General features: G+C 60.9%; 23 protein-coding genes. 7 read left to right on the top strand and 16 right to left on the bottom strand.

Annotated features, from left to right (window positions below):
- A partial coding sequence (locus tag GHO25_RS16980; protein ID WP_153391366.1) for an NAD(P)H-hydrate dehydratase occupies positions 1–584 on the bottom strand: 584 nt, incomplete at its 3' end.
- Between the two features lie 62 nt (positions 585–646).
- Between GHO25_RS16980 and queG the strand changes: the two genes are divergently transcribed.
- Complete coding sequence (gene queG / locus GHO25_RS16975; RefSeq protein ID WP_123751153.1) at positions 647–1,714, top strand: tRNA epoxyqueuosine(34) reductase QueG; 1,068 nt, start codon at positions 647–649, stop codon at positions 1,712–1,714.
- A 223-nt stretch (positions 1,715–1,937) separates the two neighbouring features.
- Here the strand turns inward: queG and GHO25_RS16970 are convergent, their stop codons facing one another.
- Both GHO25_RS16970 and orn read right to left on the bottom strand, forming a co-directional pair.
- Positions 1,938–2,549, bottom strand: a complete 612-nt coding sequence (locus GHO25_RS16970; protein WP_048366606.1) for a trimeric intracellular cation channel family protein — start codon at positions 2,547–2,549, stop codon at positions 1,938–1,940.
- 131 nt (positions 2,550–2,680) lie between these two features.
- Positions 2,681–3,223 (bottom strand): oligoribonuclease, encoded by a 543-nt coding sequence (gene orn / locus GHO25_RS16965; RefSeq protein ID WP_153328378.1) that lies wholly within the window; start codon positions 3,221–3,223, stop codon positions 2,681–2,683.
- 104 nt (positions 3,224–3,327) lie between these two features.
- Here orn and rsgA point away from each other — a divergent pair, with 104 nt between their 5' ends.
- Positions 3,328–4,359, top strand: a complete 1,032-nt coding sequence (gene rsgA / locus GHO25_RS16960; RefSeq protein ID WP_153391364.1) for a small ribosomal subunit biogenesis GTPase RsgA — start codon at positions 3,328–3,330, stop codon at positions 4,357–4,359.
- A gap of 60 nt (positions 4,360–4,419) precedes the next feature.
- Here the strand turns inward: rsgA and motB are convergent, their stop codons facing one another.
- Complete coding sequence (motB, locus tag GHO25_RS16955) at positions 4,420–5,409, bottom strand: flagellar motor protein MotB (RefSeq protein WP_048366609.1); 990 nt, start codon at positions 5,407–5,409, stop codon at positions 4,420–4,422.
- Between the two features lie 3 nt (positions 5,410–5,412).
- Positions 5,413–6,264, bottom strand: coding sequence for a flagellar motor stator protein MotA (gene motA, locus GHO25_RS16950; protein ID WP_048366610.1), 852 nt, complete (start codon positions 6,262–6,264; stop codon positions 5,413–5,415).
- Positions 6,265–6,430: 166 nt separating this feature from the next.
- Between motA and GHO25_RS16945 the strand changes: the two genes are divergently transcribed.
- Genes GHO25_RS16945 through asd form a run of 3 tightly spaced genes read left to right on the top strand, consistent with a single transcriptional unit; the run spans position 6,431 to position 9,701 of the window.
- A complete protein-coding gene (locus tag GHO25_RS16945; RefSeq protein ID WP_153391362.1) occupies positions 6,431–7,969 on the top strand; it encodes an HDOD domain-containing protein in 1,539 nt (512 codons plus the stop codon).
- A 43-nt stretch (positions 7,970–8,012) separates the two neighbouring features.
- Positions 8,013–8,840, top strand: a complete 828-nt coding sequence (locus GHO25_RS26140; protein WP_178110118.1) for a rhodanese-like domain-containing protein — start codon at positions 8,013–8,015, stop codon at positions 8,838–8,840.
- 9 nt (positions 8,841–8,849) lie between these two features.
- Entirely contained in the window at positions 8,850–9,701 is an 852-nt protein-coding gene (gene asd / locus GHO25_RS26135; RefSeq protein ID WP_048385252.1) for an archaetidylserine decarboxylase, read from the top strand.
- Positions 9,702–9,797: 96 nt separating this feature from the next.
- On the opposite strand, the gene serB is transcribed toward asd, so the two are convergent.
- Entirely contained in the window at positions 9,798–11,012 is a 1,215-nt protein-coding gene (gene serB, locus GHO25_RS16935) for a phosphoserine phosphatase SerB (protein ID WP_048385250.1), read from the bottom strand.
- Positions 11,013–11,144: 132 nt separating this feature from the next.
- Here serB and GHO25_RS16930 point away from each other — a divergent pair, with 132 nt between their 5' ends.
- On the top strand, positions 11,145–12,677 hold the full coding sequence (locus tag GHO25_RS16930; protein WP_178110117.1) for an AhpA/YtjB family protein: 1,533 nt from the start codon (positions 11,145–11,147) through the stop codon (positions 12,675–12,677).
- Between the two features lie 178 nt (positions 12,678–12,855).
- Here the strand turns inward: GHO25_RS16930 and GHO25_RS16925 are convergent, their stop codons facing one another.
- From GHO25_RS16925 to GHO25_RS16885, 9 genes are all read right to left on the bottom strand, one after another.
- The gene (locus GHO25_RS16925; protein ID WP_178110116.1) at positions 12,856–13,560 is read right to left on the bottom strand and encodes a membrane integrity-associated transporter subunit PqiC; all 705 of its coding nucleotides are present in this window, start codon (positions 13,558–13,560) and stop codon (positions 12,856–12,858) included.
- 171 nt (positions 13,561–13,731) lie between these two features.
- Positions 13,732–15,996 carry a DNA topoisomerase IV subunit A gene (parC, locus tag GHO25_RS16920; RefSeq protein ID WP_123751146.1) on the bottom strand — a complete coding sequence of 755 codons (2,265 nt, stop codon included), beginning with the start codon at positions 15,994–15,996 and terminating at the stop codon, positions 13,732–13,734.
- A gap of 11 nt (positions 15,997–16,007) precedes the next feature.
- Positions 16,008–16,529, bottom strand: coding sequence for a TIGR02281 family clan AA aspartic protease (locus GHO25_RS16915; protein WP_153373562.1), 522 nt, complete (start codon positions 16,527–16,529; stop codon positions 16,008–16,010).
- Positions 16,526–17,506 (bottom strand): esterase-like activity of phytase family protein, encoded by a 981-nt coding sequence (locus GHO25_RS16910; RefSeq protein ID WP_153391357.1) that lies wholly within the window; start codon positions 17,504–17,506, stop codon positions 16,526–16,528. The genes GHO25_RS16915 and GHO25_RS16910 overlap by 4 nt, the downstream gene beginning before the upstream one ends.
- Positions 17,506–19,407: a DNA topoisomerase IV subunit B gene (parE, locus tag GHO25_RS16905; protein ID WP_153391355.1), complete on the bottom strand. Its 1,902-nt coding sequence runs from the start codon at positions 19,405–19,407 to the stop codon at positions 17,506–17,508. The genes GHO25_RS16910 and parE overlap by 1 nt, the downstream gene beginning before the upstream one ends.
- 51 nt (positions 19,408–19,458) lie before the next feature.
- Positions 19,459–20,067 carry a YqiA/YcfP family alpha/beta fold hydrolase gene (locus GHO25_RS16900; RefSeq protein ID WP_153391353.1) on the bottom strand — a complete coding sequence of 203 codons (609 nt, stop codon included), beginning with the start codon at positions 20,065–20,067 and terminating at the stop codon, positions 19,459–19,461.
- Positions 20,068–20,176: 109 nt separating this feature from the next.
- Positions 20,177–20,992 (bottom strand): 3',5'-cyclic-AMP phosphodiesterase, encoded by an 816-nt coding sequence (gene cpdA, locus GHO25_RS16895; RefSeq protein WP_153391351.1) that lies wholly within the window; start codon positions 20,990–20,992, stop codon positions 20,177–20,179.
- A 118-nt stretch (positions 20,993–21,110) separates the two neighbouring features.
- Positions 21,111–21,563 (bottom strand): DUF1249 domain-containing protein, encoded by a 453-nt coding sequence (locus GHO25_RS16890; protein ID WP_153391349.1) that lies wholly within the window; start codon positions 21,561–21,563, stop codon positions 21,111–21,113.
- On the bottom strand, positions 21,554–22,177 hold the full coding sequence (locus GHO25_RS16885; RefSeq protein ID WP_123751141.1) for an NUDIX domain-containing protein: 624 nt from the start codon (positions 22,175–22,177) through the stop codon (positions 21,554–21,556). Before GHO25_RS16885 ends, GHO25_RS16890 begins: the two co-directional genes overlap by 10 nt.
- A gap of 223 nt (positions 22,178–22,400) precedes the next feature.
- Between GHO25_RS16885 and GHO25_RS16880 the strand changes: the two genes are divergently transcribed.
- The gene (locus GHO25_RS16880) at positions 22,401–23,138 is read left to right on the top strand and encodes an RsiV family protein (protein WP_048366625.1); all 738 of its coding nucleotides are present in this window, start codon (positions 22,401–22,403) and stop codon (positions 23,136–23,138) included.
- 99 nt (positions 23,139–23,237) lie between these two features.
- Here GHO25_RS16880 and cytX read toward each other — a convergent pair whose 3' ends face one another.
- Entirely contained in the window at positions 23,238–24,500 is a 1,263-nt protein-coding gene (gene cytX / locus GHO25_RS16875; RefSeq protein WP_178110115.1) for a putative hydroxymethylpyrimidine transporter CytX, read from the bottom strand.
- Between the last annotated feature and the right edge of the window lie 64 nt (positions 24,501–24,564).

Genomic DNA, 24,564 nt, shown 5'->3' with positions numbered 1-24,564 from the left:
CCCTTAAGGACGCACACCGCTGAGTATTTTTTAACCAGCGCGCGGGCCGCCGCCGGGCGATCCGCCTGCACCTGCTCGGAGCTCAAGCCCAGCAAACGCGCGGCTTCGCCGGGGTGCGGGGTGAGCACACAGCCTGCTGGCAGCGCACAGTCAGCGTTGGACAACAGATTGAGCGCATCGGCATCCCAGACTTGTGGCTTTTTTGCCTGAGCCGCCGCAGACAGCAAGCTGCGCCCCCACGCGGCCTGCCCCAATCCCGGCCCCACCACAACCACGCTGGCTTGTGCCAACACACCCATCAACTGGTTGGCCGATGACACGCCGAGGGTCATCACCTCGGGCAAGCGGGTCAAGGCCGCGGGCACATGCTCCGGGCGGGTGGCCAGTGACACCAGCCCGGCACCACAGCGCAAGGCGCTCTGGGCGCTGAGGGTAATGGAGCCGCCAAAACCCCGGTCACCGCCAATCAGCAGCACATGGCCGAACTGGCCTTTGTGGGCGTCGGGCTCACGTGCAGGCAGGCGTGGCAGGGTGTTTGCCAGCAACGGTTGAGGGTCAGCAAAGAGGTGTTTGGTCTGCGGCATGCGTGTCGGGCTCCGATGTCTGGCAGAATTATACGCATCTCAGCTCTGGTTTCTCTTGCCTCATGCCTGCTATTACTGCCGACCTCCCCGCTCTTGCTCAGTCCATCAAGGAATGGGGCCGTGAGTTGGGCTTTCAACAAGTCGCCATTGCCGGCCTTGATCTGGGGGAACACGAGCAACACCTTGAACGCTGGCTGGCCGCGGGCTACCACGGCGACATGGAATACATGGGCGCCCACGGCAGCAAACGTTCGCACCCCGAAGAGCTGGTGCCCGGCACCTTGCGCGTGGTGTCGTTGCGCATGGACTACCTGCCCGGCGACACGCACATGGCGCAATTGCTGGCCCAACCCGAAAAAGCCTACGTGTCGCGCTACGCCCTGGGCCGCGACTACCACAAGCTGATCCGCAAACGCGTGCAACAGTTGGCCGATCGCATTCAGGCCGAAATAGGCCCGTTCGGCTTTCGCGCCTTCGTTGACAGCGCCCCGGTGCTGGAAAAAGCCATCGCGCAAAAAGCCGGGCTGGGCTGGATCGGCAAAAACACCCTGGTGCTCAACCGCAAAGCGGGCAGTTACTTCTTTTTAAGTGAACTGTTTGTCGACATACCGCTGCCCGAGGACGAACCCCACACCACCGAACACTGCGGGCGCTGCAGCGCATGCCTGGACATTTGCCCCACCAAGGCGTTTGTCGGGCCGTATGTACTGGATGCGCGGCGGTGCATTTCGTACCTGACCATCGAGCTTAAAACCGCGATCCCGGAAGAACTGCGCTCAATGATGGGCAACCGGGTGTTTGGCTGCGACGACTGCCAGATCGTCTGCCCCTGGAACCGCTTCGCCCGCAGCACCCTTGAGGGCGACTTCAAGCCCCGGCACAACCTGGACAACGCCGAACTGGCCGAATTGTTCATGTGGGACGAAGACACATTTTTGAGCAGCACCGAAGGCTCGCCCCTGCGCCGGGCCGGTTACGAGCGCTGGCTGCGCAACTTGGCGGTAGGTTTGGGCAATGCGCCATCGACCATTCCGGTGCTGGAAGCGCTGAAAGCGCGACGTGAATACCCGTCGCAGCTGGTGCAAGAGCATGTGGAATGGGCGCTAAAGCAGCATGCTGAGCGAGTATGAAGCAGAACTCTGTGGGAGCGGGCTTGCTCGCGATGGCATCGACGCATAACACCTGACTTACCGCGTCGCCTGCATCGCGAGCAAGCCCGCTCCCACAAGGGAATGCCTGCAATTCCCACATAATCCCCAACACCCACCTGTCAGGCATTGAGGCCGAGTAACTCTGGCAGGTCATTCACAACATGGAGACGGCCCGCGCGCTGGTGGATTCGCTGCTGGCCGATTAATGCTCGTCGTTGTACACGAACTTGGGCATTTCCCAGTTAAAGCGAATCGCCAACAGGCGCAGCAAGAGCCCGCCGAATAAGGTGACGAAGATCGCCTGTTCGTTGGGCATGTTCAGGTAGGTGCACAGCAAAAAGCACCACGCGGCCGCGAAGGACACGCTGGCGTAGAGTTCGCGACGGAAGATCAGCGGGATGTCGTTGCAGAAGATGTCACGCAAAATGCCGCCAAACACGCCGGTAATCACCCCGCTCACCGACGCCACCAGCATGCCCTGGCCCATTTCCAGGGCGGTCATGCAGCCGATCAGGGTAAACGCCACCAGCCCCAGCGCATCGAGCACCAAAAACAGTGAACGCAAATGGCGCATCAGCGGTGCGATAAAAATCGTCACCAGCGCGGCAAAGGTGGTGAGCACCAGGTATTCCGGGTGTTTGACCCACGTCAGCGGGTAATGCCCCAGCAGCACATCACGGACCGAGCCGCCGCCCAGCGCGGTGACGCAGGCAATCAGCACCACACCAAACCAGTCCATGCCCCGACGCCCGGCAGACAGCGCGCCGGTCATGGCTTCAGCAGTAATGGCGACTAAATAGAGCATCAGCAACATGGCGGCGATCCTTGCAATGAGGCGCGCAGTCTACTCAGTTGCTGAGAGCACCAAAAGGGGGCAAAAAACACACCCCCTGTAGGAGCGAGCTTGCCTCGCGATCTTTTGATCTTTAAAGCAAACAGGCGTCTTTAGAATTTGATGAAGTGCTTGCGGTAATGCTGCAGCTCGGCAATCGACTCGCGAATGTCGTCCAGCGCCAGGTGCGTGCCTTTTTTCACCAGGGTATCGCGCACTTCCGGCGCCCAGCGGGCGACCAGTTCCTTGAGGGTCGAGACGTCCAGGTTGCGGTAGTGGAAGTAGCTTTCGAGGGTCTTCATGTGGGTGTACAGAAAACGCCGGTCCTGGCAGATGCTGTTGCCGCAGATCGGCGATTTGCCTTTAGGCACCCACTGTTCAAGGAAGGCCAGGGTCTGCGCTTCGGCTTCGGCCATGCTCACGGTGCTGTCCTTGACCCGCTGGGTCAGGCCGCTGGCGCCGTGGGTGCGAGTGTTCCATTCGTCCATGCGGGCGAGCACTTCGTCGCTGTGGTGGATGGCAATCACCGGGCCTTCAGCCAAGGTGTTGAGGTTGCTGTCGGTAACGATGGTGGCCATTTCGATAATGACGTCGTTGTCCGGATCAAGGCCGGTCATTTCCAGGTCGATCCAGATCAGGTTCTGCGCGTTGTTCATAAAGGCCTCCAGTGCTTAGTCGCGCAGTTTAGCTTAGGCGCCCGGCCCACGTGCTAAACTCGCCAGCGTTTTACCCTTCTTATCGTTATCTACACGGAACACCCATGGCCAAACGCCAGCTCAATCGTCGCCAAAACTGGCGCATCGAAAAGATCCAGGGCGAGCGCGCTGCCCGCGCCGCCAAACGCGAATCCAGCGCCCTTGAAGCGCTTGAGGGCGGCGACTTAGGCCCCGAGCAACTCGGCCTGGTGATCGCGCACTTCGGTGTGCAGGTCGAAGTCGAGGCTCAAGAAGGCGAGCTGAAAGGCCAGACGTTCCGTTGCCACTTGCGCGCCAACCTGCCCGCACTGGTAACCGGTGACACCGTGGTGTGGCGCGCAGGTAATCAGGGCATCGGCGTGATCGTCGCCCAGTTGCCGCGCAAAACCGAACTGTGCCGCCCCGACAACCGTGGCCAGCTCAAGCCGGTCGCGGCCAACGTCGACATGATCGTGATCGTCTTCGCGCCAATGCCCGAGCCTCACGCCAACCTGATCGACCGTTACCTGGTGGCTGCCGAGCACGCCGGGATCCGCCCGTTCCTGCTGCTGAACAAGGCAGACTTGATCGACGATCAAAACGCACCCGCTCTGAATGCACTGCTGGGGGTTTATCGCCAGTTGGGCTACCCGGTGCTGGAAGTATCAGCGCACCACGGTGACGGCATGCAGCAGTTGCAAGAGCAACTCAACGGCCGTATCAGCGTGTTTGTGGGGCAGTCGGGCGTGGGTAAATCCTCGCTGGTCAACAGCTTGCTGCCGGAGGTCAACCTGCGGGTCGGGCCGCTGTCGGAGCTGTCCGGTCAGGGCACGCACACCACCACCACCGCGCGGTTGTTCCACTTCCCGGGCGGCGGTCAGTTGATCGACTCACCGGGTATTCGTGAATTTGGCCTGGGCCACGTCAGCCGTGCTGACGTTGAGGCGGGCTTTGTCGAGTTCAACGACTTGATCGGCCGCTGCCGCTTCCGCGACTGCAAGCACGACCGCGAGCCGGGCTGCGCGTTGTTGATGGCCCTGGAAGACGGCCGTGTGCAGCAACAGCGCATGAACAGCTATCGCTCGATCATTGCGAGCTTGCCGGAAAGCAGTTACTAAGCCTGCGCTTGCCTCGCGATCGTTTAAAAGATCGCGAGGCAAGCTCGCTCCTACACAGATTTAGGGGTTGGCCGGGGGCTTGTCATCAAACAAGTTCAGCTTCTGGCGCTCTTCATGCATCGGCTTTGGCTGCTGGTCAGGCGGCAAGGTGATCGGGTCGTCCAGGGCTTTGGGCAACTGCTCAGCCTTGACCGGGTCCGGCCCTTGTTCACCCTCAATTGCTTGTTGGGCCTTTTTGGTCAGCACCACGATGTCGATCCGGCGGTTAACCGGGTTGTTCGGGTGGGCTTTGTCGAACAGCACTGACGAGGCGTACCCCACCACCCGCGCGACCTGGCTGTCGGGGTAGCTGCCCGCCACCAGCGTGCGCCGCGCCGCGTTGGCGCGGTTGGCAGACAACTCCCAGTTGCCGTAATCGCCCGTGCCCGCATAGGGCATGGCGTCGGTGTGGCCGCTGATGCTGATCTTGTTCGGCACCGCCGCGATGGTGTCGGCCATGGCCAGCAAAATGTCTTCGAAATACGGCTTGAGGCGCGCACTGCCCACGTCAAACATCGGGCGGTTTTCAGCGTCCATCACCTGAATACGCAAGCCATCCGGGGTGATTTCGAACAACAGTTGGTCTTTGAATTTCTTCAGTTGCGGGTTTTCTTCGACCTTGTTTTGCAACTCTTGAAGCAGCAACTCAAGGCGCTCCTTCTCAACCTGCTCGGCCATGCCCTGGATCTGGTCCGCATCGATTTTGATCTTGTCCGGCACGGGCTCCTTTTTCTCTTCCGGATTGAGGGTGTTTTCCGGCGCCAGTGCAGGGGTGCCGCCCAGGTCGATGGTGTACGGCGTGCCGCTTTCAGAGAAACCGATCGGGTCTTTAAAGTAGCCACCAATGGCGATTTTCTGCTCTGGCGTGGCGGCGGTCATGAGCCACAACACCAGAAAGAACGCCATCATCGCGGTGGCAAAGTCCGCAAAGGCGATCTTCCAGGCGCCGCCGTGGTGGCCTGCGCCATAGCGCTTGACGCGCTTGATGATAATCGGCTGATTGTTTTCCATAACTCAGCGACCGCGAACCACTTGTTCCAGCTCGGAAAAGCTCGGCCGGTGCTTGGGGTACAGCACTTTACGGCCAAATTCGACGGCCAGCGAAGGCGGCATGCCCGAAGCCGAGGCCACCAGCGAGGCTTTGATCGACTCGTAAACATTGATCTCTTCTTTGGCGTCATGGGCCAGCGACGTCGCCAGCGGGCCAAAGAAGCCATAGGCCGCAAGGATACCGAAGAACGTCCCCACCAACGCCGCCCCCACGTGCATGCCGATGGCCGCCTGATCGCCCTCACCCAACGACGCCATTGTCACAACAATGCCAAGTACCGCTGCCACAATGCCGAAGCCCGGCATCCCGTCGGCGATGCCGGTGATGGCGTGGGACGGGTGCTCGAGTTCTTCCTTGAGGTTGAACAGTTCCATGTCGAACAGCCCTTCCAGCTCGTGGGGCGCCATGTTGCCCGACGACATGATGCGCAGGTAATCGCAGATAAACGCGGTCATGCGCTCGTCTTTCAATACAGTCGGGTACTTGGCAAAAATCGGGCTGGCCGCAGGGTCTTCAACATCAGCCTCAATGGCCATCATGCCTTCGCGGCGGCTTTTATTGAGGATCTCGTACACCAGGCCCAGCACTTCCAAATAGAAGGTGTGGGTAAAGCGTGTGCCGAACATGCTGAGTGATTTTTTGATCACGTGCATGGTCATGTAGCCGGGGTTGGCCTGCAGGAATGCACCAAAGGCAGCCCCGCCGATGATCATGACTTCGAAAGGCTGAATCAGCGCTCCGATCTTGCCGTGAGAGAGTACGTAGCCGCCGAGCACGCTCGCAAACACGACGATGATGCCGATAATTTTAGCCATAGGTCATTAAGGTACTTTTTGAGTCCGGTTCAAGGTCATATTCCAGCGTCGCTAAAACTCTTCTTATCCTTATCGGCTAATCTGCGCCAGACTATAGTCGTTCAAGCCGAAAAGCCATTTGGCCCTATAGGGCCTTTAAACAATAGATGATGACCGCGCGACCATCATGGCGAATGAAACCGTTCCATCGACAGTCATACCTGCTTCTCTGGACGCGTGGGTCAGCCACCTCGACGCGGTGCGTTTGCCGATCCCGCAGCGCAGCCATGTGTTAGTCGCCAAGACCCTCAGCGACAGTCGCCGCTCATTGCGCGAGATCGCCGAAGTCATGCAAGACAGCCCGGCGCTGGCCTTGAGCCTGATCCGCGAAGCCAATCAACACGCGCAAAGCAGCCTGACCGAACCCGCCGAAAGCCTTGAAGTTGCGCTCAATCGGCTGGGGCTAAAACGCACCCAAGAGTTGCTCGAAAGCATGCCGGTGCTGCCGGCCGAAGACATCCCCGTTGCCCTGCGCCAAGTGCTGCTCATCAGCCAGCACGCGGCCCAGCAAGGGATTGGCCTGTTCGGCAACCGCCTGGCCAGATTGTGGCAAGAAGTGTATTGGGGCAGTTTGTTGTTCTTCTCGCCGTTGTGGGCCATGGCGATGACGCACCCCAAACAGCTGGAAGAATGGGAAGCGCGGGTGATTCATAAAGGCGAATGCGCTGACAAGGTTGAACGGGCGCTGTTCGGCGTGCGCCTGTTCGAGATCTGCCGGGCATTGGCCCAGTTGTGGCGGCTGCCCGAGTGGATCATGCAGGGCTACGCGGTAATCACCGACGATAAACGCACGTTGATCCGCGTGCTGCATATTGCCCGCGACACCCATCGCCCGCTGCACCAGCAGCAACAACTGGATGCCGACCCGGCGCTGCGCCGCTGGCTGAGCCATCCCGCCAACAGCCTGTTGCTGGCCAACGGTTTGGCGCTGTCCGCGCAACAGGGCTGGGACTCGCCGCACAACCTGCGCTGGCAGTACCTGACCAGCCTGTACCTGCAACTGCCGCTGCATGAAGTGCAGCAGCAAGTGCACCAGAACGCCGCGAGCAGCGCCCGCTACCACTCAACCCCGGACCTCTGGCACCCGGCGCTGGCCTTGCTCATGCCGTGGGCGGCGCGCCGCGTAAACACCCACGGGCAACCCGCCCCGCCACCGTCCGCGCAAGCCTTGCAGGCCTGGCGCAAATACTGCGGGCAACTGCTGGAAGAACCGACGGCCTTCGCCAACCCGATGCACCTGACCCTGTGCGCGCGTGAAGCCCTGCAAGCGTGCGGCATGCGCCGGATCATCCTGCTGATGGCCGATAAAACCTCGAGCCTGTTGCGCGCGTTTCAAGTGCTCGGGCTGCCCAAAACTGCGTTCGACATGACCTTGAATGTGAGCGACAGCCCTGCCCTGCAACGCTTGATGGCGCAACCGGCGCAAGTGCGCCTCACGCCCGAAAACAACGCGGTGGTTTCGGCTGCCATGCCCGCTAACCTGCGCAGTCTGTTCCCCGGCGAGCATCTGCTGTTACGCTCGCTCAGCAATAACGGGCGCGTGGTCATGCTGATACTGGCCGACCAGGACGGTGGGCCGTTTTCGGAAACCAGCGTGCAAGCGTTTGGTAAAACCGCGCAATGTATCGAGAAAGCGCTGCACACCTTTACTGCTCGCGGGCGCTAACGCTTGCGCTACAATTCACCCCTTTTTTTGCTCTGGAGAACACATGCCTGACTTCTCTGGCTTGCCGTTAGTCATTGAACCCCGCGACCTGAAAGCCCGGCTCAATGCGCCCCATGTGATCGTGGTCGACCTGAGCAGCGCTGCACGCTACGAAGCCGGGCATATCCCGGGCGCCCGCTTTGTCGAGCCCAAACGCACGCAACTGGGTTTGCCGCCAGCACCGGGCCTGCTGCCGACCCAGGCCGCGCTCGAAGCGCTGTTTGGCGAATTGGGGCACACCCCAGACGCGGTGTACGTGGTCTATGACGACGAAGGCGGCGGCTGGGCCGGGCGTTTTATTTGGTTACTGGATGTTATCGGGCACCGGGCTTATCACTATCTGGACGGTGGCATCCACGCCTGGATTGCTGAAGGCTACGACGTTACCCAAGACGTACCGCCTGCGGTCGGCGGCCCGGTTGCCTTGACTTTGCACGACGAACCCACTGCCACCCGCGAGTACCTGCAAAGCCGCCTGGGCGCTGCAGACCTGGCCATTTGGGACGCCCGCAGCGCCGCCGAATACCGTGGTGAGAAAGTGCTGGCAGCCAAGGGCGGGCACATCCCGGGCGCCGCGAATTTTGAATGGACCGCAGGCATGGACAAAGAACGCAGCCTGCGCATCCGCACCGACATGCCCGAGATTCTCAAGGACCTCGGGATCACGCCGGACAAAGAAGTGATTACCCACTGCCAGACCCACCACCGCTCTGGCTTTACTTATCTGGTCGCCAAAGCGCTCGGTTATCCGCGCGTCAAAGCCTATGCCGGTTCTTGGGGCGAATGGGGCAACCACCCTGACACGCCCGTCGAGCCGCCTGTAAAACACTAAGGATTTTGCATGAAAAAGCGTTTGTTCCTTCTGAGTCAGTACCTGTTGCCGCACCATCTGTTGTCGCGCCTGGCAGGCTGTATTGCCGAATGCCGTGTGCGCTGGTTTAAAAATGCGTTCACCACCTGGTTCGCCAAGCGCTACCAAGTGGACATGTCCCAGGCGTTGATTGAAGACGTCACCGCCTACGAGCACTTCAACGCCTTCTTCACCCGTGCCTTGAAAGACGGCGCCCGCCCGCTGGACCCAACGCCCGGCGCCATCCTCAGCCCGGCAGACGGCGCAATCAGCCAGCTCGGCCCGATTGAACACGGTCGCGTGTTCCAGGCCAAAGGCCACAGCTACAGCGTGCAAGAACTGGTGGGCGGCGATGCCGCTGTGGCAGCACAGTTTATGGGCGGTGAGTTCGCCACTATTTATCTGTCGCCAAAAGACTACCACCGCGTGCACATGCCACTGGCGGGCACCCTGCGCGAGATGATCTACGTGCCGGGCCGTCTGTTCTCGGTGAACCAGACCACTGCTGAAAACGTGCCGGAGCTGTTTGCCCGCAACGAACGTGCGGTGTGCATTTTTGATACCGAACGCGGCCCGATGGCGGTGGTATTGGTGGGCGCCATGATCGTGGCCTCGATTGAAACAGTATTTGCCGGTCTGGTAACGCCGCCTAAACGCGAGCTGAAAACCTTCCGTTACGACGAAGCGGCCCGTGCGCCGATCCACCTGGAAAAAGGTGCAGAGCTGGGTCGTTTCAAACTGGGCTCGACGGCCATCGTGTTGTTTGGCCCGGAGCAAGTGAAGTGGGCTGAAACCCTGGCGGCCGGTACGCCGGTGATGATGGGCGAGAAGATCGGCGAATAACACTTCAGACCCTGTAGGAGCGAGCTTGCCTCGCGATCTTTTAAACCCTCAAAAGATCGCGAGACGAGCTCGCTCCTACAGGGGATGCGTCGGGCTTTAGCCCTGGCCGTTACGGTCACGCTGGCCCAGCAGGTACAGCACACCATCCAGACCCAGGGTCGTGATCGCGTATTTAGCCGATTTTTTAACCAGCGGCTTGGCGCGGAACGCCACACCCAACCCGGCAATGGCCAGCATCGGCAAGTCATTGGCGCCGTCACCGACCGCAATGGTCTGCTCCAGGCTCAAGCCTTCCTTGCGCGCCAGCTCTGTCAGCAAATCGGCTTTGCGCTGTGCGTCCACAATCGGCTCGACTGCCACGCCAGTCACTTTGCCATCCACCACTTCCAGCTCGTTGGCGAACACATAGTCGATGCCCAGCTTGGCCTGCAATTGCTTGGCGAAGTAGGTAAAGCCGCCCGACAAAATGGCGGTTTTGTAGCCCAGACGCTTGAGCTCGGCAAACAGCACCTCAGCCCCTTCGGTCAGTCGCAGCGACGCGCCGATCGAGTCCAGCACGCTCACATCCAGCCCTTGCAGCAGCGCCAAACGCTCTTTGAAGCTGGCCTTGAAGTCCAGCTCGCCCGCCATGGAACGCTCGGTGATGGCCGACACTTTGTCGCCCACGCCTGCGGCCTTGGCCAACTCGTCGATCACTTCGGCTTCGATCAGCGTGGAGTCCATGTCGAACACCGCCAGGCGGCGATTGCGACGGAACAGGGTGTCTTCCTGCAAAGCGATATCAACCTGGAGTTCTTGCGCCAGGTTAAAGAAGGCGGCGCGCAAGGCGTCGATGTCAGCCAGCTCGCCGACCACGCGCAGTTCGATGCAGCTTTTGCTCAGTTCGGTGGGGGCGTCCAGCGGGACACGGCCCGACAAACGATCGGTCTGTTCGATGTTCAGCCCGTGCTGGCTGATTACCGACGTCACACGTTGTAACTCATGGGCCGTCACTTGGCGGCTCATCAGTGTAACCACATGGCGTTTTTGGCTTTGCTCGCTGACCCAGCGCTGGTAGTGATCTTCAGTGATCGGGTCAAAACGCAGTTGCAGGCCCTCATTGGCAATCAAGGGCTGGAGGTCTTTAAGCACTGCGGAGACTTGCTCGGCCTCGGGAATATTCACCAGAAAACCCAACGACAAAACGCCATGGATGACGGCCTGACCGATGTCGAGAATATTCACCCCATTGCTGGCCAACACGCCGGTAATGGCCGCAGTGAGACCCGGACGGTCTTCACCGGTGATGTTTATCAGGACGATTTCGCGCAAGGCACACCCCCATTCGCTAAAAAAAACGCATTCTACCCACTTTCAGTGACCATCGGGCATCGCCAAGGCTTTGCCGCCTCAGGGCTGCTCGCTATACTGCGCACCAACTTAACGGACTAAGAGCCGCGCTCAGTGAACCGGCCATCGCCTGTCAAAACCGATAACTTCTTCCTGCTGATCTTCCGGGCCCTTCGCGATAGACGCGTTCCGATAGCTCTGCGTATTGCCAGCCACAACGTGATTCTGGTCGCGTTGGCGTTGGTCATTTATGCAGTCGTCATGGGTTTGCAGTTCAAACAGGCCATGCACGAGCAAGCCGATGCGCTGGGTCAGAGCCTGACCACACAAACAGCCACGTCGGCCACCGAGTTGCTGGTGTCCAACGACATCCTCAGCCTCAACGTGCTGCTCAATAACCTGACGAAAAACCCGCTGGTGGCCCACGCCGCTATTTATAGCGTCGACAACCGCATCCTCGCCGAAGCCGGGCAACGCCCGAAAAGCGGCCTGCTGGGCGAAACCGAAGGCGTGTATCAAACCAAGATCACCTTTCAGGATGTAACCGCCGGGCATTTGCGCATCAGCCTGGACATGCACCAGTTCGAACAGCCGATGACCATCAGCTTGCAGAGCATGGGCATCCTGAGTGCCATTTTGCTGGCGCTGGCCTTGGCCTTGAGCTTGCGTTTGGGCAGGAACATTACGACACCTTTGTTGCAACTGCGTGTCTGGCTGCGTGAGCCGGACCCTTACACCCCGGCCATCAACCGCCAGGATGAAATCGGCGACCTCGCCCGCCAGTTGCACACCCGCCTGGCCCCGCCAGCGCCTGAGCCGGAACCCGAGCCAGAACCGGAATACGACGACGAAGAAGAAGCCGAAGACGACGAGCCGGCGTTCGAAGTGCGCAACCTGCGTGATCCGGGCTTTGATGAAACCCCGCCTGCACCGGCGCCAAAAGCTGCGCCGCGCCAGGTCATCAGTGCCGAAGAAGACGAAAACGACGACGAAGACCCGTTTGCCGACCTGCGCGACACAGCGTCCGAGGCGCCAGCGCCGGTGGTCAAGGCCCAACCGGCCAAGCCTGCCGCCCCGCAACCGAGTGCTGTGCTGGCCGTGCAACTGGGCGCCCAGGAGCAACTGCGTCGCCTGCCACGCGCCCGCCTGATGGAACTGCTGGAGCGTTATCGCGACTGCCTCAACCAGGCGGCGTCGCTGTACCAGAGCGAGCTGCACACGCTGAACGATGGCAGCACGCTGATGCTGTTCCACAGCGAAGACAGCGGCGACGACTACCTGACCAACGCCATTTGCTGCGGTGAACTGCTGCGCGCGTTGGGCCATGCCTTGCAGATCGAAGTCGCGGACAGCGGCATCACCCTGCAACTGCAATTGGGCCTGGTGCTTGGCGAAGGCCTGAGCGGCATGAGCCAGATCGATTTGCTGCTGACTGAAACCGCCCAGGACGCCCTGGCCTTGTCGCAACACAGCCGCAACCTGCTGCTGGTAGAGCGCAAGATCAGCGACGACGCACTGATCCGTCAACGCGCGCGCATCCGCCCGATTGCCAGCCCTGAAGGCGCCTGCTGTGTTGAGCGCCTGATGGAGCCCTACCCGTCCATGCTCGAACGCCAACTGGCACGGATGCACGAGAGCCGCGGGTAGGCCACTCGGAACATCCTGTGGGAGCGGGCTTGCTCGCGATTGCCACGCCTCGGTGGGTCAGACGTACCGAGTCGACTGAATCGCGAGCAAGCCCGCTCCCACATAGAGGTTGACGTACCGGCCACACGCAAAAAACAATCCCGCACACGTGCGGGATTTTTTGTATCTGGCAATCACCTCAGAAGCGGAACACTTCCATGTCGGTGCGAATCGGTGAAGCCGTCGGAATCTTGGGCCTGTTCACATCCTGCTTGGGCGCAGGCTTGGGTTCAGGCTTGTGCGGTTCGATCAAGGGCGGCTGGTTGGCCAGCGGCTTGAGCGCCACGGTCAGTTGTTCGCTCAGTTGCTGCAACAACTCACCTTGGGCGCGGACCTGATCGGCCGTGCTGCCATCATGCTTCTGCTCAAGGTGCACCATGCGGCTGTCACGCACCTGACCGCGACGGTCGAGCAAACGCCATTGGGCATCAAGGATCGCTGGCTGGTTTTTACCCGAGTCCAACCGGGTGATCGACAGCAGCACTTGCACGTCCGGGGCAAACCCCGCCGTGGCCGGGGCCAGTACCACGCGCTGGCTGTCCAGACGCCAGGCCAGCTGGCGCACCAGCAACTGGTCAATGTCAGACGACAAACTGCCCGCCCAACGACCATCGGTCGCCGCGCTCAGGCTGCCATCGGTTTGGCGCTGCAACAGGGTTTCACGTTGCAGGTAATCAGCCACGGTCACCGGGCCAAGAAGTACGGCCATGCCAGCGCTTTGCTTGGGCTGGCCGGGGTTGCCGCTGTCCAGTTGGTACAGGGACGCTGGCTGGTGCACGCTGCACCCCGCCAGGCCAAGCACACCGGCCAGCAACGCAATTAAAGGAAGGCGCAGAACGTTCATCATTCCATCCAGGTGGCCGCCACACGGCACGCCACAGTGTCATTCTCAGAAAATATCGGGCACATCGCTATCGGCTGTGCGAAAGAGCGCCATATCATCCGTGAATATGCGGCCTTACTCCAGCGCCGCAGCGCCGATCTGCGCGAAAAAACCCAGATCGGCGCACCGCGCTTAGTTAGGCGTCTCTACCAACAGAGCGTCTACGCGCTGGAAGCCACGCGGCAGCTTGTTGCCGCGGCGCCCGCGCTCACCTTTGTAGTGTTCAAGGTCATCGGCCTTGAGCGACAAGGTGCGCTTGCCCGCCTGCAACACCAGCGTGGCGTTGTCGGGCAGCACGGCGAGGTCGGTCACGTACTCTTCGCGGCTAGCTACGCGCTCGCCCGGAATGCCGATGATCTTGTTGCCTTTGCCCTTGCCCAGTTGCGGCAGGTCACTGACTTTGAAAATCAACAGTCGGCCTTCGGTGGTTACCGCCGCCAGCCAGTTGTTTTCGCGGTCTGCCACAGGGCGCGGGACCATCACTTGCGCGCCTTTTGGCAGGGTCAGCAAGGCTTTACCGGCTTTGTTCTTGGCTTGCAGGTCTTCACCTTTCACCACAAAACCGTAACCGGCGTCCGAGGCGATCACGTACAACGCGTCGTCGTCAGGCAGCAGCACGCATTCAAAGGTGGCACCCGGTGGCGGGGCCAAACGCCCGGTCAGCGGCTCGCCCTGGCCACGGGCCGACGGCAAGGTGTGCGCCGCCACCGAGTAGCTGCGCCCGGTGGAGTCGATAAACACGGCAAATTGGTTGGAGCGCCCGGCCGCCGCGGTTTTATAACCATCGCCAGCTTTATAGGACAACCCGGTCGCGTCCAGGTCGTGGCCTTTACCGCAACGTACCCAGCCTTTTTCAGACAGCACCACAGTGACGGCTTCAGTCGGGATCAGCTCGTTTTCCGACAGGGCCTTGGCTTCTGCACGGGCCACGATCGGGGAACGACGGTCGTCGCCGTAGGTTTCGGCGTCGGCCAGCAACTCGCTGCGCACCAGTTTTTTCAGCTTGGCTTCGCTGCCCAGCAAGGTTTGCAGCTTGGCTTGTTCTTTACGCAGGGCGTCTTGCTCGTCACGCAGCTTCATCTCTTCAAGGCGGGCCAATTGGCGCAAGCGCGTGTCGAGGATGTAGTCGGCCTGGGTTTCAGTCAGGGCAAAACGGGCGATCAATTCAGCCTTTGGGTGTTCCTCGGTCCGAATGATGTGGATCACTTCGTCGAGGTTCAGGTACGCGGTGAGCAAGCCGTCCAACAGGTGCAGGCGGCGCTCGACTTTATCCAGACGGAACTGCAAGCGGCGGCGCACGGTTTGTACGCGGAATTCCAGCCACTCCACCAGCAAGGCACGCAGGTTTTTCAGTTGCGGCTTGCCGTCCAGACCGATGATGTTGATGTTGACCCGGAAGGTCGACTCCAGCTCGGTCACGGCGAACAAGTGCTGCATCAGCTCGTCGAGATCGACCTTGTTGTTGCGCGGGATGATCACGATACGGCACGGGTTTTCGTGGTCGGACTCGTCACGCAGGTCGGTGACCATCGCCAGCTTGGTCGGCTTGGCCTGCATCAGCGCCGCGATTTGCTCCAGTACCTTGGCGCCCGACACCTGGTGCGGCAACGCCGTGACCACGATGTCGCCGTCTTCTACGTGGTACACCGCACGCATGCGCACCGAGCCACGGCCGGTCTGGTAGATCTTCAGCAGGTCGGCGCGCGGGGTGATGATTTCAGCTTCGGTCGGGTAGTCCGGGCCCTGAATGTGCTCGCACAGTTGCTCGACGGTGGCCTTCGGCTCATCGAGCAAACGCACGCAGGCGCTGGCGACTTCGCGCAGGTTGTGCGGCGGTACGTCGGTGGCCATGCCCACGGCGATACCGGTGGTGCCATTGAGCAGGATGTTCGGCAAACGTGCCGGCAACACCGCAGGTTCATCGAGGGTGCCGTCAAAGTTTGGCACCCAGTCTGCCGTGCCCTGGCCCAGCTCGCTGAGCAGCACTTCGGAGTAGCGCGACAGGCGCGCTTCGGTGTAACGCATGGCCGCGAAGGATTTGGGATCATCCGGCGCACCCCAGTTACCCTGGCCGTCGACCAAGGTGTAGCGGTAGCTGAACGGCTGAGCCATCAGCACCATGGCTTCGTAGCAGGCCGAGTCGCCGTGCGGGTGGAACTTGCCGAGCACGTCACCGACGGTACGCGCCGATTTCTTGTGCTTGGCGTCAGCGTCCAGCCCCAGCTCGCTCATGGCGTACACGATACGCCGCTGTACCGGCTTGAGGCCGTCGCCGATGTGCGGCAAGGCCCGGTCCATGATCACGTACATGGAGTAGTTGAGGTAGGCCTGTTCTGTGAAGTCGGCCAGTGACCGGCGTTCTACGCCGTCCAGGCTGAGATCAAGGGAGTCGCTCATGCGGACCTCATTCAGTTCGTTGTCTGGCGCAACAGCATGGTGCCGTCGCGCTGGGTAAATTCAAGTTTGTTCAAAGCGCTCATGCCCAGCAGCACTTGTTCGCCTTCAAGCCCCGGCACCGCCACTGCACGCACGTCGCGCAACACGATGGCGCCCAGTTGCAGGCGGTCGATTTGCGTGCGGTAGCCCTGAACCCGGCCATTGGCGGTGTTCAGGGTCACGGCGGCGCCCCTGGGCAATGCCAGTTGCCTGGCGAGTTCCTGCGGGACCGCCACATCGGTGGCCCCGGTATCGAGTAAAAATTCCACCGGCACGTTGTTGATCCGGCCGCTGGCGACAAAGTGGCCCTGCACGTTGCCGCGCAGGGTCACTTCGATATAGCCCTTGCCTTGCTGCGAGGCTACCTCGGTATTGGGGTTTTGCTGACGCTGCTCTACACGCCCGAAAAACTGCGTGGCCAGGTACAAACCGGCGCACCAGGCCACGATCATGAAGATGCGCCCCATCCCTTTACCCGGCGCCTGCTGGCTCATGACTTGGCGCTCCAGCCACCTTGCGGGGCAGCAAAGCGCCAGACAATCGGGCGTTTCTCGCCATCGGCGCGCACGTGGCTGCCGTTATCCACGCCGATCCACGCGCCTTTGGCGTCGATGACCAGCGCTTCGGCGTTGCCGTACGGGCTTTTGTACAAACGTTCTTTGGTCAAGGCGTCGTTGGCAAATGACCAGCAGCGCTCGACTTCACCGGTGTCCAGAGTGCGACGGCACACGCGGTAGGCCATGCGTTCAAGGGTAAACAGCTTGCCCTCGAACAGCGCCAGATCAGAAAAGTCTTTCTGCTGGGGCTTGCCATTGAGTTGCGACGGTGGCTGTTCAAGGCCGCCTTCGCTCATCAACACGCAACCGTTTTCACAGTCCCACACGCTCTGCTGCTTGCGGATGGTCAGCAAACCCCGGCGCTCGCGCTCGGCCGCCAACCAGAGCTGCGTGCCCTGCGGGTTGACCACAATGCCTTCAAACAGCGCATTAAAGTGCAGCAACATGCCGCTGGCACGGGCCTGACGCACCAGCGCCGGGTCGATTTTCAGCCAGGCCGGGGCGCCAATCGGCGGCACCCGCAGCACGGCAGCATGGGCTTCACTGACCACGTAACGGTTACCGGCGTCGTCGCAGGTGATGCCTTCGAAGTCCAGATCGCCCCCGCGCAGCGGGCTGATGGCTTTACCCATCATGCGCACGCCCCACGGCAAGCCGCTTTCGGGCGCAGGCGGCACCTCAATGGCCACCGCCTCGGCCTGCCACAGCGGGTCGCGGGTATCCAGACGGTACAGCTGATCATCATCGCGATCAGACACGGCCCACATCTCGCCCTGGCACATTGCCAGGCCGGACAAGTTACCACCGCGCATGCCTGCCACCGGATGCTCGGACTGCAGCGCCAGCTCTGGCCAGGTATCCGCCAGAACCGGGGCCGCACTCACACACAGCAGCGCCAGCAAGGCACTGCGCATCAGGCCAGCACCTGCAAGTCACCTTTGGATTCAAGCCAGGACTTGCGGTCACCGGCGCGTTTTTTCGCCAGCAGCATGTCCATCATTTCTGACGTCGCGGCGTAGTCTTCGAGGGTGAGTTGCACCAGACGCCGGGTGTTCGGGTCCATGGTGGTTTCACGCAGTTGCGGCGGGTTCATTTCGCCCAGGCCTTTGAATCGCGTGACCTGCGGCTTGCCGCGTTTTTTCTCGGCCACCAGACGGTCGAGAATACCGTCGCGCTCGGCTTCGTCGAGGGCGTAGAAAATCTCTTTGCCCAAGTCGATCCGGTACAGCGGCGGCATGGCCACGTACACGTGACCGGCGTCGACCAGCGGCCGAAAATGCTGCACGAACAACGCGCAGAGCAAGGTGGCAATGTGCAGACCGTCGGAGTCGGCGTCGGCCAGGATGCAGATTTTGCCGTAGCGCAGCTGACTCATGTCCGCCGCGCCCGGATCAACACCAATGGCCACGGCGATGTTGTGCACTTCCTGGCTGGCGAGGACTTCGCTGCCGTCGACTTCCCAGGTGTTGAGGATCTTGCCGCGCAACGGCAGGATGGCCTGGAATTCTTTGTCCCGCGCTTGCTTGGCAGAACCGCCTGCGGAATCACCCTCTACCAGAAACAGCTCGGAGCGCATCGGGTCCTGCCCGGCGCAGTCAGCCAGTTTGCCGGGCAAGGCCGGGCCTTGGGTGATGCGTTTGCGTTCAACCTTTTTACTGGCCTTGAGGCGACGACCGGCGTTGTTGATCGCCAGCTCCGCCAGTTGCATGCCCAGTTCAGGGTTGGCGTTGAGCCACAGGCTGAACGCGTCCTTGACCACACCCGAGACAAACGCCGCCGCTTCACGGGACGACAGACGCTCTTTGGTCTGGCCGGAGAACTGCGGCTCCTGCATTTTCATCGACAAGACGAAGGCAATGCGTTCCCAGACGTCTTCAGGTGCCAGCTTCACGCCACGTGGCAGCAGGCTGCGGAACTCGCAAAACTCACGCATGGCGTCGAGCAAGCCCTGGCGCAGGCCGTTGACGTGCGTGCCGCCCTGGGCGGTCGGGATCAAGTTGACGTAGCTTTCCTGCACGCTGTCGCCGCCCTCTGGCAGCCACAGCAGCGCCCAGTCGACAGCTTCTTTATTACCCGCCAGGCTGCCGCAGAACGGCTCGTCTGGCAGGCGTTCAAATTCGCTGACCGCATCGACCAAGTACGAGCGCAGGCCATCTTCGTAGTGCCACTCGACCTTCTCGCCGGTGCCTTTGTCTTCAAAGCTCACCAACAGGCCCGGGCACAACACAGCCTTGGCCTTGAGCACGTGCTTGAGACGGCTGACCGAGAACTTGGGCGAATCGAAGTATTTAGGGTCCGGGGCGAAGTACACGCTGGTCCCGGTGTTGCGCTTGCCGACCGTACCGACGACTTCGAGGTCGGTGGCCTTGAAGCCATCGGCAAAGGTCATCTGGTATTCGTTGCCGTCGCGCTTGACCTTGACCCGCACTTGGGTCGACAAGGCGTTCACCACCGAGATCCCCACGCCGTGCAGGCCGCCGGAGAACTGGTAGTTCTTGTTCGAGAACTTGCCGCCCGCATGGAGCTTGGTCAGGATCAGTTCGACGCCTGACACGCCCTCTTCGGGGTGAATGTCGACCGGCATGCCGCGCCCGTCGTCGCTGACTTCCAGCGAGTGGTCGGCGTGCAGGATCACTTGCACCGATTTGGCGTGACCGGCCAGGGCTTCGTCGACGCTGTTGTCGATGACTTCCTGGGCCAGGTGGTTTGGCCGACTGGTGTCGGTGTACATGCCGGGGCGTTTGCGCACCGGGTCGAGGCCCGAGAGGACTTCGATGGCGTCTGCGTTATAAGAGCTAGCGCTGGGAGTGGCCATAGGGTCTCGTCGTTAGTCGTAAGTGAAAAATAAGGGCCATTCGACTCGCGCTTAAAGCACCGCGAAGTCGATGGTTTGATACTGAGGTGCTGCTATCCCGGCGAAACTCAACAGCCCCGGCAGTTGCTCGGCAAACCCTTGGTAACTGTGATCGCCGCCGCCCTGAATCCGTAACGCGCACGCGGCGTAGTACTGTTCGGCATGGCGGTAATCCAGGGTTTCGTCGCCGGTTTGCAACCACACCTGATAACGCTGCGGGTCTTGCGGGGCCGGAACTTCCAGCGCTGCCAGGGCCAGCACGTGATCGTGGGTCAGCTCCCAGGTTTCGCCGCTGTAAAAGTTGGTTTGCGTGCCCAGGTAGCCGTCGAAGTGACGATGCGGGCTGACGGCCGGGTTGACCAGCAAGGCGTTGAGCCCATGCTGTTCGGCCAGATACGTCGCATAGTAGCCGCCGAGCGAGCTTCCGACCAGCAAAGGACGGCCCAGTTCGCTGATTGCCGCCTGCAATTGCGCCATCGCTTCACGCGGATGGTGATGTAAGGCCGGAACGCGCAACTGCTCACTCAGCCCGATGCGCTGCATCACGGTGGCCAGCTGGACGGCCTTTTTCGACTCGGGGGCGCTGTTGAACCCATGGATATACAAGATGGAACCCGACATGCACTAACTCCCGAGTACAGATTTAGCCGAACGCTGTTTCAAGAAAGACGCGCAGTTTAGCCTGACTCAAGGGGCCATGGCCGTTTCAAGATAATTCAGGCCCGCCCACTCAGTAATTGTTCGCGCTGTAATCGGGCGTGAACACAAAGTTATCCAGCCGCGACACGCCGGTGTCCAGCGCGCCATCGGGGTGCAGGCGGAGCCAGCGATAGCCGGGCGCCTCGCCGCTGACATCAAAGTCTGTGCTGCCCGGCGTGAACTGCACGCAGGTAGAAGGCGTTGCCAGCAAGCGCACACCGTTGTGCACATGGTCGAAGGGCTGATGGATATGCCCCCAGAGCACGGCGCGCACCTGCGGGAAGCGATCCAGCACGGCCCAGAACTCTTTAGCGTTGCGCAGACCGATCGGCTCGATCCATTCACTGCCCACCGGCACCGGGTGGTGGTGCAGGCAAACCAGATGATGACGCTGCGGCGCTTCGCTCACGGCCTTGGCGAGCAGCTGTAATTGCTCCTCCTCCAGATAACCCGGCGTGGCGCCCGGCACCTGCGAGTTGAGCAAAATGATGCGCCAGTTGCCGATATCCACAACCGGCTCCAACAGACGGGTTTGCACGGTGGCTTCGCGCATCTGCGCCAATCGGTCGTGATTGCCGGGGAGCCAGCGGGCATTGGCGCACAACGGCTCGCTCACTTGCCGAAACCGCTGATACGCCGCAACGCTGCCGTCCTGAGCCAAATCACCGGTGGCCAGCAGCAGATCGACCTGCGCCTGCTCGGCCCGCGCCTTGTCGACCACCTGTTGCAGGCTCTGCGCCGTGTTCAGCCCCAGCAGCGAACCGTCTGCGTCAGCAAACAAATGGCTATCGGTCAGTTGCACCAGCAGCACCGAGTGTTCGGTGGTCGGCGTGGAAGCGTTGGACAAGATGGCTCTCCCGAGCAACGGTAAAAATCAATCTCAAACGTAGGAGCTGCCGCAGGCTGCGATCTTTACAAAGAATCAAAAGATCGCAGCCTGCGGCAGCTCCTACCTAATACAACGATCAGCGGACTACGGCGTACTCGTGCCCGCAGGCCAGGCAATGGCTCAGCCACTCACCTAAAAACACATTGAGCTGGGCCTTTTCGTCGGGCTGGTGCATCGCATCATTGGGGTAAGGATAGATGCTGCGAAAGCGCCGCGCATGTTCAGCCCCAATCACCTCGGCCATGCGCGCATCGTGGTACACCTGCACTTGCAGTTCCGGCACCGGCAGCCACGGCAGGCTGTGTTCCTGGCGCACGCGCAAGGTGCTGGTGTACGGGCAGTCAAGCATCACTTCAAGGGTTAGCACGCCGAGCATCTGCTCACCCTGAGTGACCGCGATCTGTCGCGCGCTCGGTTGCTCGCGCATGTCAGGCAATAAACGCATCAGCCGCGCATAGTTGGCTTCGCAGGCAGCCTGCAAGCCAATCAAATCAACCCGGTAGCGATCACGGACGCCATTTACTGCCATAACCCCCTCACTTCAGCGCGGTTAAGCGCCAGCCATTGCAGGGCAATAATGCTCGCCGCGTTAGAAATACGTCCATCACGCACCGCTTGCAGCGCATCTTCATACGCCCATTTAGTCACGCGAATGTCTTCGGCTTCTTCGTCCAGACCATGCAGGCCGCCCGCATTAGAGCTGTCGCAACGCCCCAGAAACACGTGCACAAATTCAGTGCTGCCGCCCGGTGACGGGAAATAACGGGTAATGGGCCATAACGCCGAGAACGTCAGCCCCGCTTCTTCTTCGCCTTCGCGGTGGGCGATGTCTTCGGGGTCGTTTTCACCCTCTTTGTCGATCAGGCCGGCCACCAGCTCGATCAGCCACGGGTTGTCGATTTTGCCCAGGGCGCCAACGCGAAACTGCTCGATCAACACCACTTCGTCGCGCACCGGGTCATAAGGCAGCACACACACCGCGTCATGACGCACAAACACCTCACGACTGATCTCACGGCTCATGCCACCGGCAAACAACTCATGGCGCAGGAAAACCCGGTCCAGTTGGTAAAACCCCTGGTAGCCGTTTTCGCGTTTTACGATCTCGACGGCGCTGGGCTTGGCCTTGGTGATGTCAGTCATGGAAAACCTCTTGCTGGCAAATTCACACCGGGGGTGACCCCACGGCATCGCGCATCCTAACGCGCCTGTGCTTGTGGATGCAGCCCCTTTTATAACGTGGGGATAGACGGATTGCCTGCAAACCAACTCTAATTGACACCTTCAAGCTTAGCGGCGAACTGACGCCCTTGTTGGCAGTCGAACGAGCCTGCATTCACCTTTCTTTCGTTGATGAAGGACGACCATGTCACTTTTAAAACTGGCTTCCCTGACTTGCATCGCCCTCGCGCTGGGTGCTTGCCAGAGTGCTTTTCAACCCAAACCGCTGGCGTTCACCCCCGATGCTTCCGAGCAGGTCAAAGCGGGCTGCAAGGGCGATGACTGCCCGCTGGTCAACATTGAGACCGTGCACTTTGCCGCCGACCCGAAGCTGGACGCCCTGATCGAACAGCGCCTGCTGAAAATGACCGTCAACTCGCCGGACGACAAATTGGCGCCGTCGCTGAACGCTTACCGCGAGCAGTTCCTGCGCACTGCCGACACCCGCAACAGCATGTATTTGCAGGCCAAGGTACGTGAGCAGCATGACGACTTGGTGATAATCGAGTTGATCAGCTACCTGGACACCGGCGGCGCGCATGGCATGCCGGGCCGTGGCTTTATCAACTGGTCGCGTAAAGACCATAAAGAAGTGACCTTGCAGGACATGCTCCTGCCGGGTCAGGAAAGAGCCTTCTGGGGCGCGGCCAAAGTGGCGCACAACAACTGGCTGATCAACTCGCACCGCAGCAACGATGCGGAGTTCGTCAAAACCTGGCCGTTCCAGCAAACCCCGAACGTGGCGCTGCTTAAAGACAGCGTTTTGCTCAAGTACGACGTGTACAGCATTGCCCCGTACTCCGATGGCAACGTTGAGCTGAGCATTCCGTATTCGCGCTTGAACGGGATTATCAAGCCGGAGTGGTTGCCGGGTCGCGGCTAACCCAAAACGTCTGTAGGAGCGAGCTTGCCTCGCGATCTTTTGATCTTTTTAAAAGATCGCGAGGCAAGCTCGCTCCTACAGTGGGTTTTGGGTTGTGAATTAACGTTTGCGACCCAACACCCACATCAGCAGCCCGGCCAGCAGCAACGCCGGCAAGGTTGCGCCGACATCCGGGTAGAAGTTGGCCAGCAGGTGATAGGTCAGCACCCCGCCCGACCAGGCCAGCAATGTCGGCCAGCGCAGCAGGCCCGGTGTCACGTCGACGCTGCGTTTGCGCACAATGAAGTGGTCCACCAGCACCACGCCGAACAACGGCGCAAACACTGAGCCAATCAGCAGCAAGAAGTTTTGGTACTGCGCCAGCGGCGCCAGCAGGGCGATCAAGGTGCAGATAACGCCAATGGCCAACGCCAGGTGCTCAACTTTCAAGCGCAGCAAGAACCCGCTGGAGACGGCCGCCGAGTGAATGTCGGCGAAGGCGTTTTCAGATTCGTCGAGCAAAATCAGCAGCAACGGAATCCCCAGCCCAGCCCCTGCCAGCGCCAGCAGCAGCGCATTGACTTCACCGCTCGGCGCGAACGCCAGGGTGTAGGCCACGCCCAGGCTCATCAGCCAGAAGTTGCCGATCAAAAAGCCCAGCGCTGTGCCGCCAAACACGCTTTTGGCGCGTTTGCCGAAGCGCGAATAGTCGGCGATCAGCGGTAGCCACGACAGTGGCATGGCAATCGCAATGTCGAAACCCACCGCGAACGGCATCGAACCGTCGCCCTTCTGCGCCCATAACGTGGCCAGATCGGCCTTGGCGAAGAGGTTCCAGGTGAGCCACAGGCACGCGGCCAGCAACAGCCAGATGCCCCATTTGCGCAAGATCTTGCGCACAAACGCCAACGGCCCGCTGACCGCGAGCAACGTGGCCAGGGCGCCGAAGAATAATGTCCAGAGCAGCGGGTTGCTCAGCCAACTGCCCTCACTGAAGGCCCGCGCGCCGAGCAGGCTGGCGGCATCGCGCATCACAATGATTTCGAACGAGCCCCAGCCAATCAGTTGCAGGACGTTCAACACGGCAGGGAGCATGGCACCGCGGCTGCCCAGGCTGAGTTTTAGCGCGGCCATGGAAGACAGCCCCGTGTCGCTGCCAATCACCCCCACCGACGCCAATAACGCCACGCCCACCAGCGTGCCGAGAAAAATTGCCAGCAGCGAACCCGACAGGCCCAGCCCCGGCGCCAACAAGGCCCCGGTCTGCAACACCATCAGCCCGACGCCGAGGGAGAACCACAAGGAAAACAGATCGCGAGCGCCGAAGACGCGCTTGTCCAACGGGACGGCGGTATCCGGCGAGTAAGTGCTGGGTGTGTTCAAGGAAAGAGTCTCTTGAAGAGAAAGAAAGTGCCGGATAATCAAACCCGTGGGAGCGGGCTTGCTC

The sequence above is a fragment of the Pseudomonas sp. FSL R10-1350 genome, from assembly GCF_009600525.1.
GTDB classification, from domain to species: Bacteria; Pseudomonadota; Gammaproteobacteria; order Pseudomonadales; family Pseudomonadaceae; genus Aquipseudomonas; species Aquipseudomonas helleri.
This window is presented reverse-complemented; position numbering and strand designations above follow the sequence as displayed.

Bases quoted from the DNA above. Each gene is read 5' to 3' on its own strand.
- GHO25_RS16890 (WP_153391349.1), bottom strand. From the start codon at position 21,563: ATGGCAGTAAATGGCGTCCGTGATCGCTACCGGGTTGATTTGATTGGC.
- GHO25_RS16880 (WP_048366625.1), top strand. From the start codon at position 22,401: ATGTCACTTTTAAAACTGGCTTCCCTGACTTGCATCGCCCTCGCGCTG.
- rsgA (WP_153391364.1), top strand. From the start codon at position 3,328: ATGGCCAAACGCCAGCTCAATCGTCGCCAAAACTGGCGCATCGAAAAG.
- GHO25_RS16915 (WP_153373562.1), bottom strand. From the start codon at position 16,529: ATGAGCCAGCAGGCGCCGGGTAAAGGGATGGGGCGCATCTTCATGATC.
- queG (WP_123751153.1), top strand. From the start codon at position 647: ATGCCTGCTATTACTGCCGACCTCCCCGCTCTTGCTCAGTCCATCAAG.
- GHO25_RS16885 (WP_123751141.1), bottom strand. From the start codon at position 22,177: ATGACTGACATCACCAAGGCCAAGCCCAGCGCCGTCGAGATCGTAAAA.
- GHO25_RS16910 (WP_153391357.1), bottom strand. From the start codon at position 17,506: ATGCGCAGTGCCTTGCTGGCGCTGCTGTGTGTGAGTGCGGCCCCGGTT.
- orn (WP_153328378.1), bottom strand. From the start codon at position 3,223: ATGAACAACGCGCAGAACCTGATCTGGATCGACCTGGAAATGACCGGC.
- GHO25_RS16945 (WP_153391362.1), top strand. From the start codon at position 6,431: ATGGCGAATGAAACCGTTCCATCGACAGTCATACCTGCTTCTCTGGAC.
- parC (WP_123751146.1), bottom strand. From the start codon at position 15,996: ATGAGCGACTCCCTTGATCTCAGCCTGGACGGCGTAGAACGCCGGTCA.
- GHO25_RS16970 (WP_048366606.1), bottom strand. From the start codon at position 2,549: ATGTTGCTGATGCTCTATTTAGTCGCCATTACTGCTGAAGCCATGACC.
- GHO25_RS16900 (WP_153391353.1), bottom strand. From the start codon at position 20,067: ATGTCGGGTTCCATCTTGTATATCCATGGGTTCAACAGCGCCCCCGAG.
- motA (WP_048366610.1), bottom strand. From the start codon at position 6,264: ATGGCTAAAATTATCGGCATCATCGTCGTGTTTGCGAGCGTGCTCGGC.
- parE (WP_153391355.1), bottom strand. From the start codon at position 19,407: ATGGCCACTCCCAGCGCTAGCTCTTATAACGCAGACGCCATCGAAGTC.
- asd (WP_048385252.1), top strand. From the start codon at position 8,850: ATGAAAAAGCGTTTGTTCCTTCTGAGTCAGTACCTGTTGCCGCACCAT.
- GHO25_RS26140 (WP_178110118.1), top strand. From the start codon at position 8,013: ATGCCTGACTTCTCTGGCTTGCCGTTAGTCATTGAACCCCGCGACCTG.
- motB (WP_048366609.1), bottom strand. From the start codon at position 5,409: ATGGAAAACAATCAGCCGATTATCATCAAGCGCGTCAAGCGCTATGGC.
- GHO25_RS16925 (WP_178110116.1), bottom strand. From the start codon at position 13,560: ATGAACGTTCTGCGCCTTCCTTTAATTGCGTTGCTGGCCGGTGTGCTT.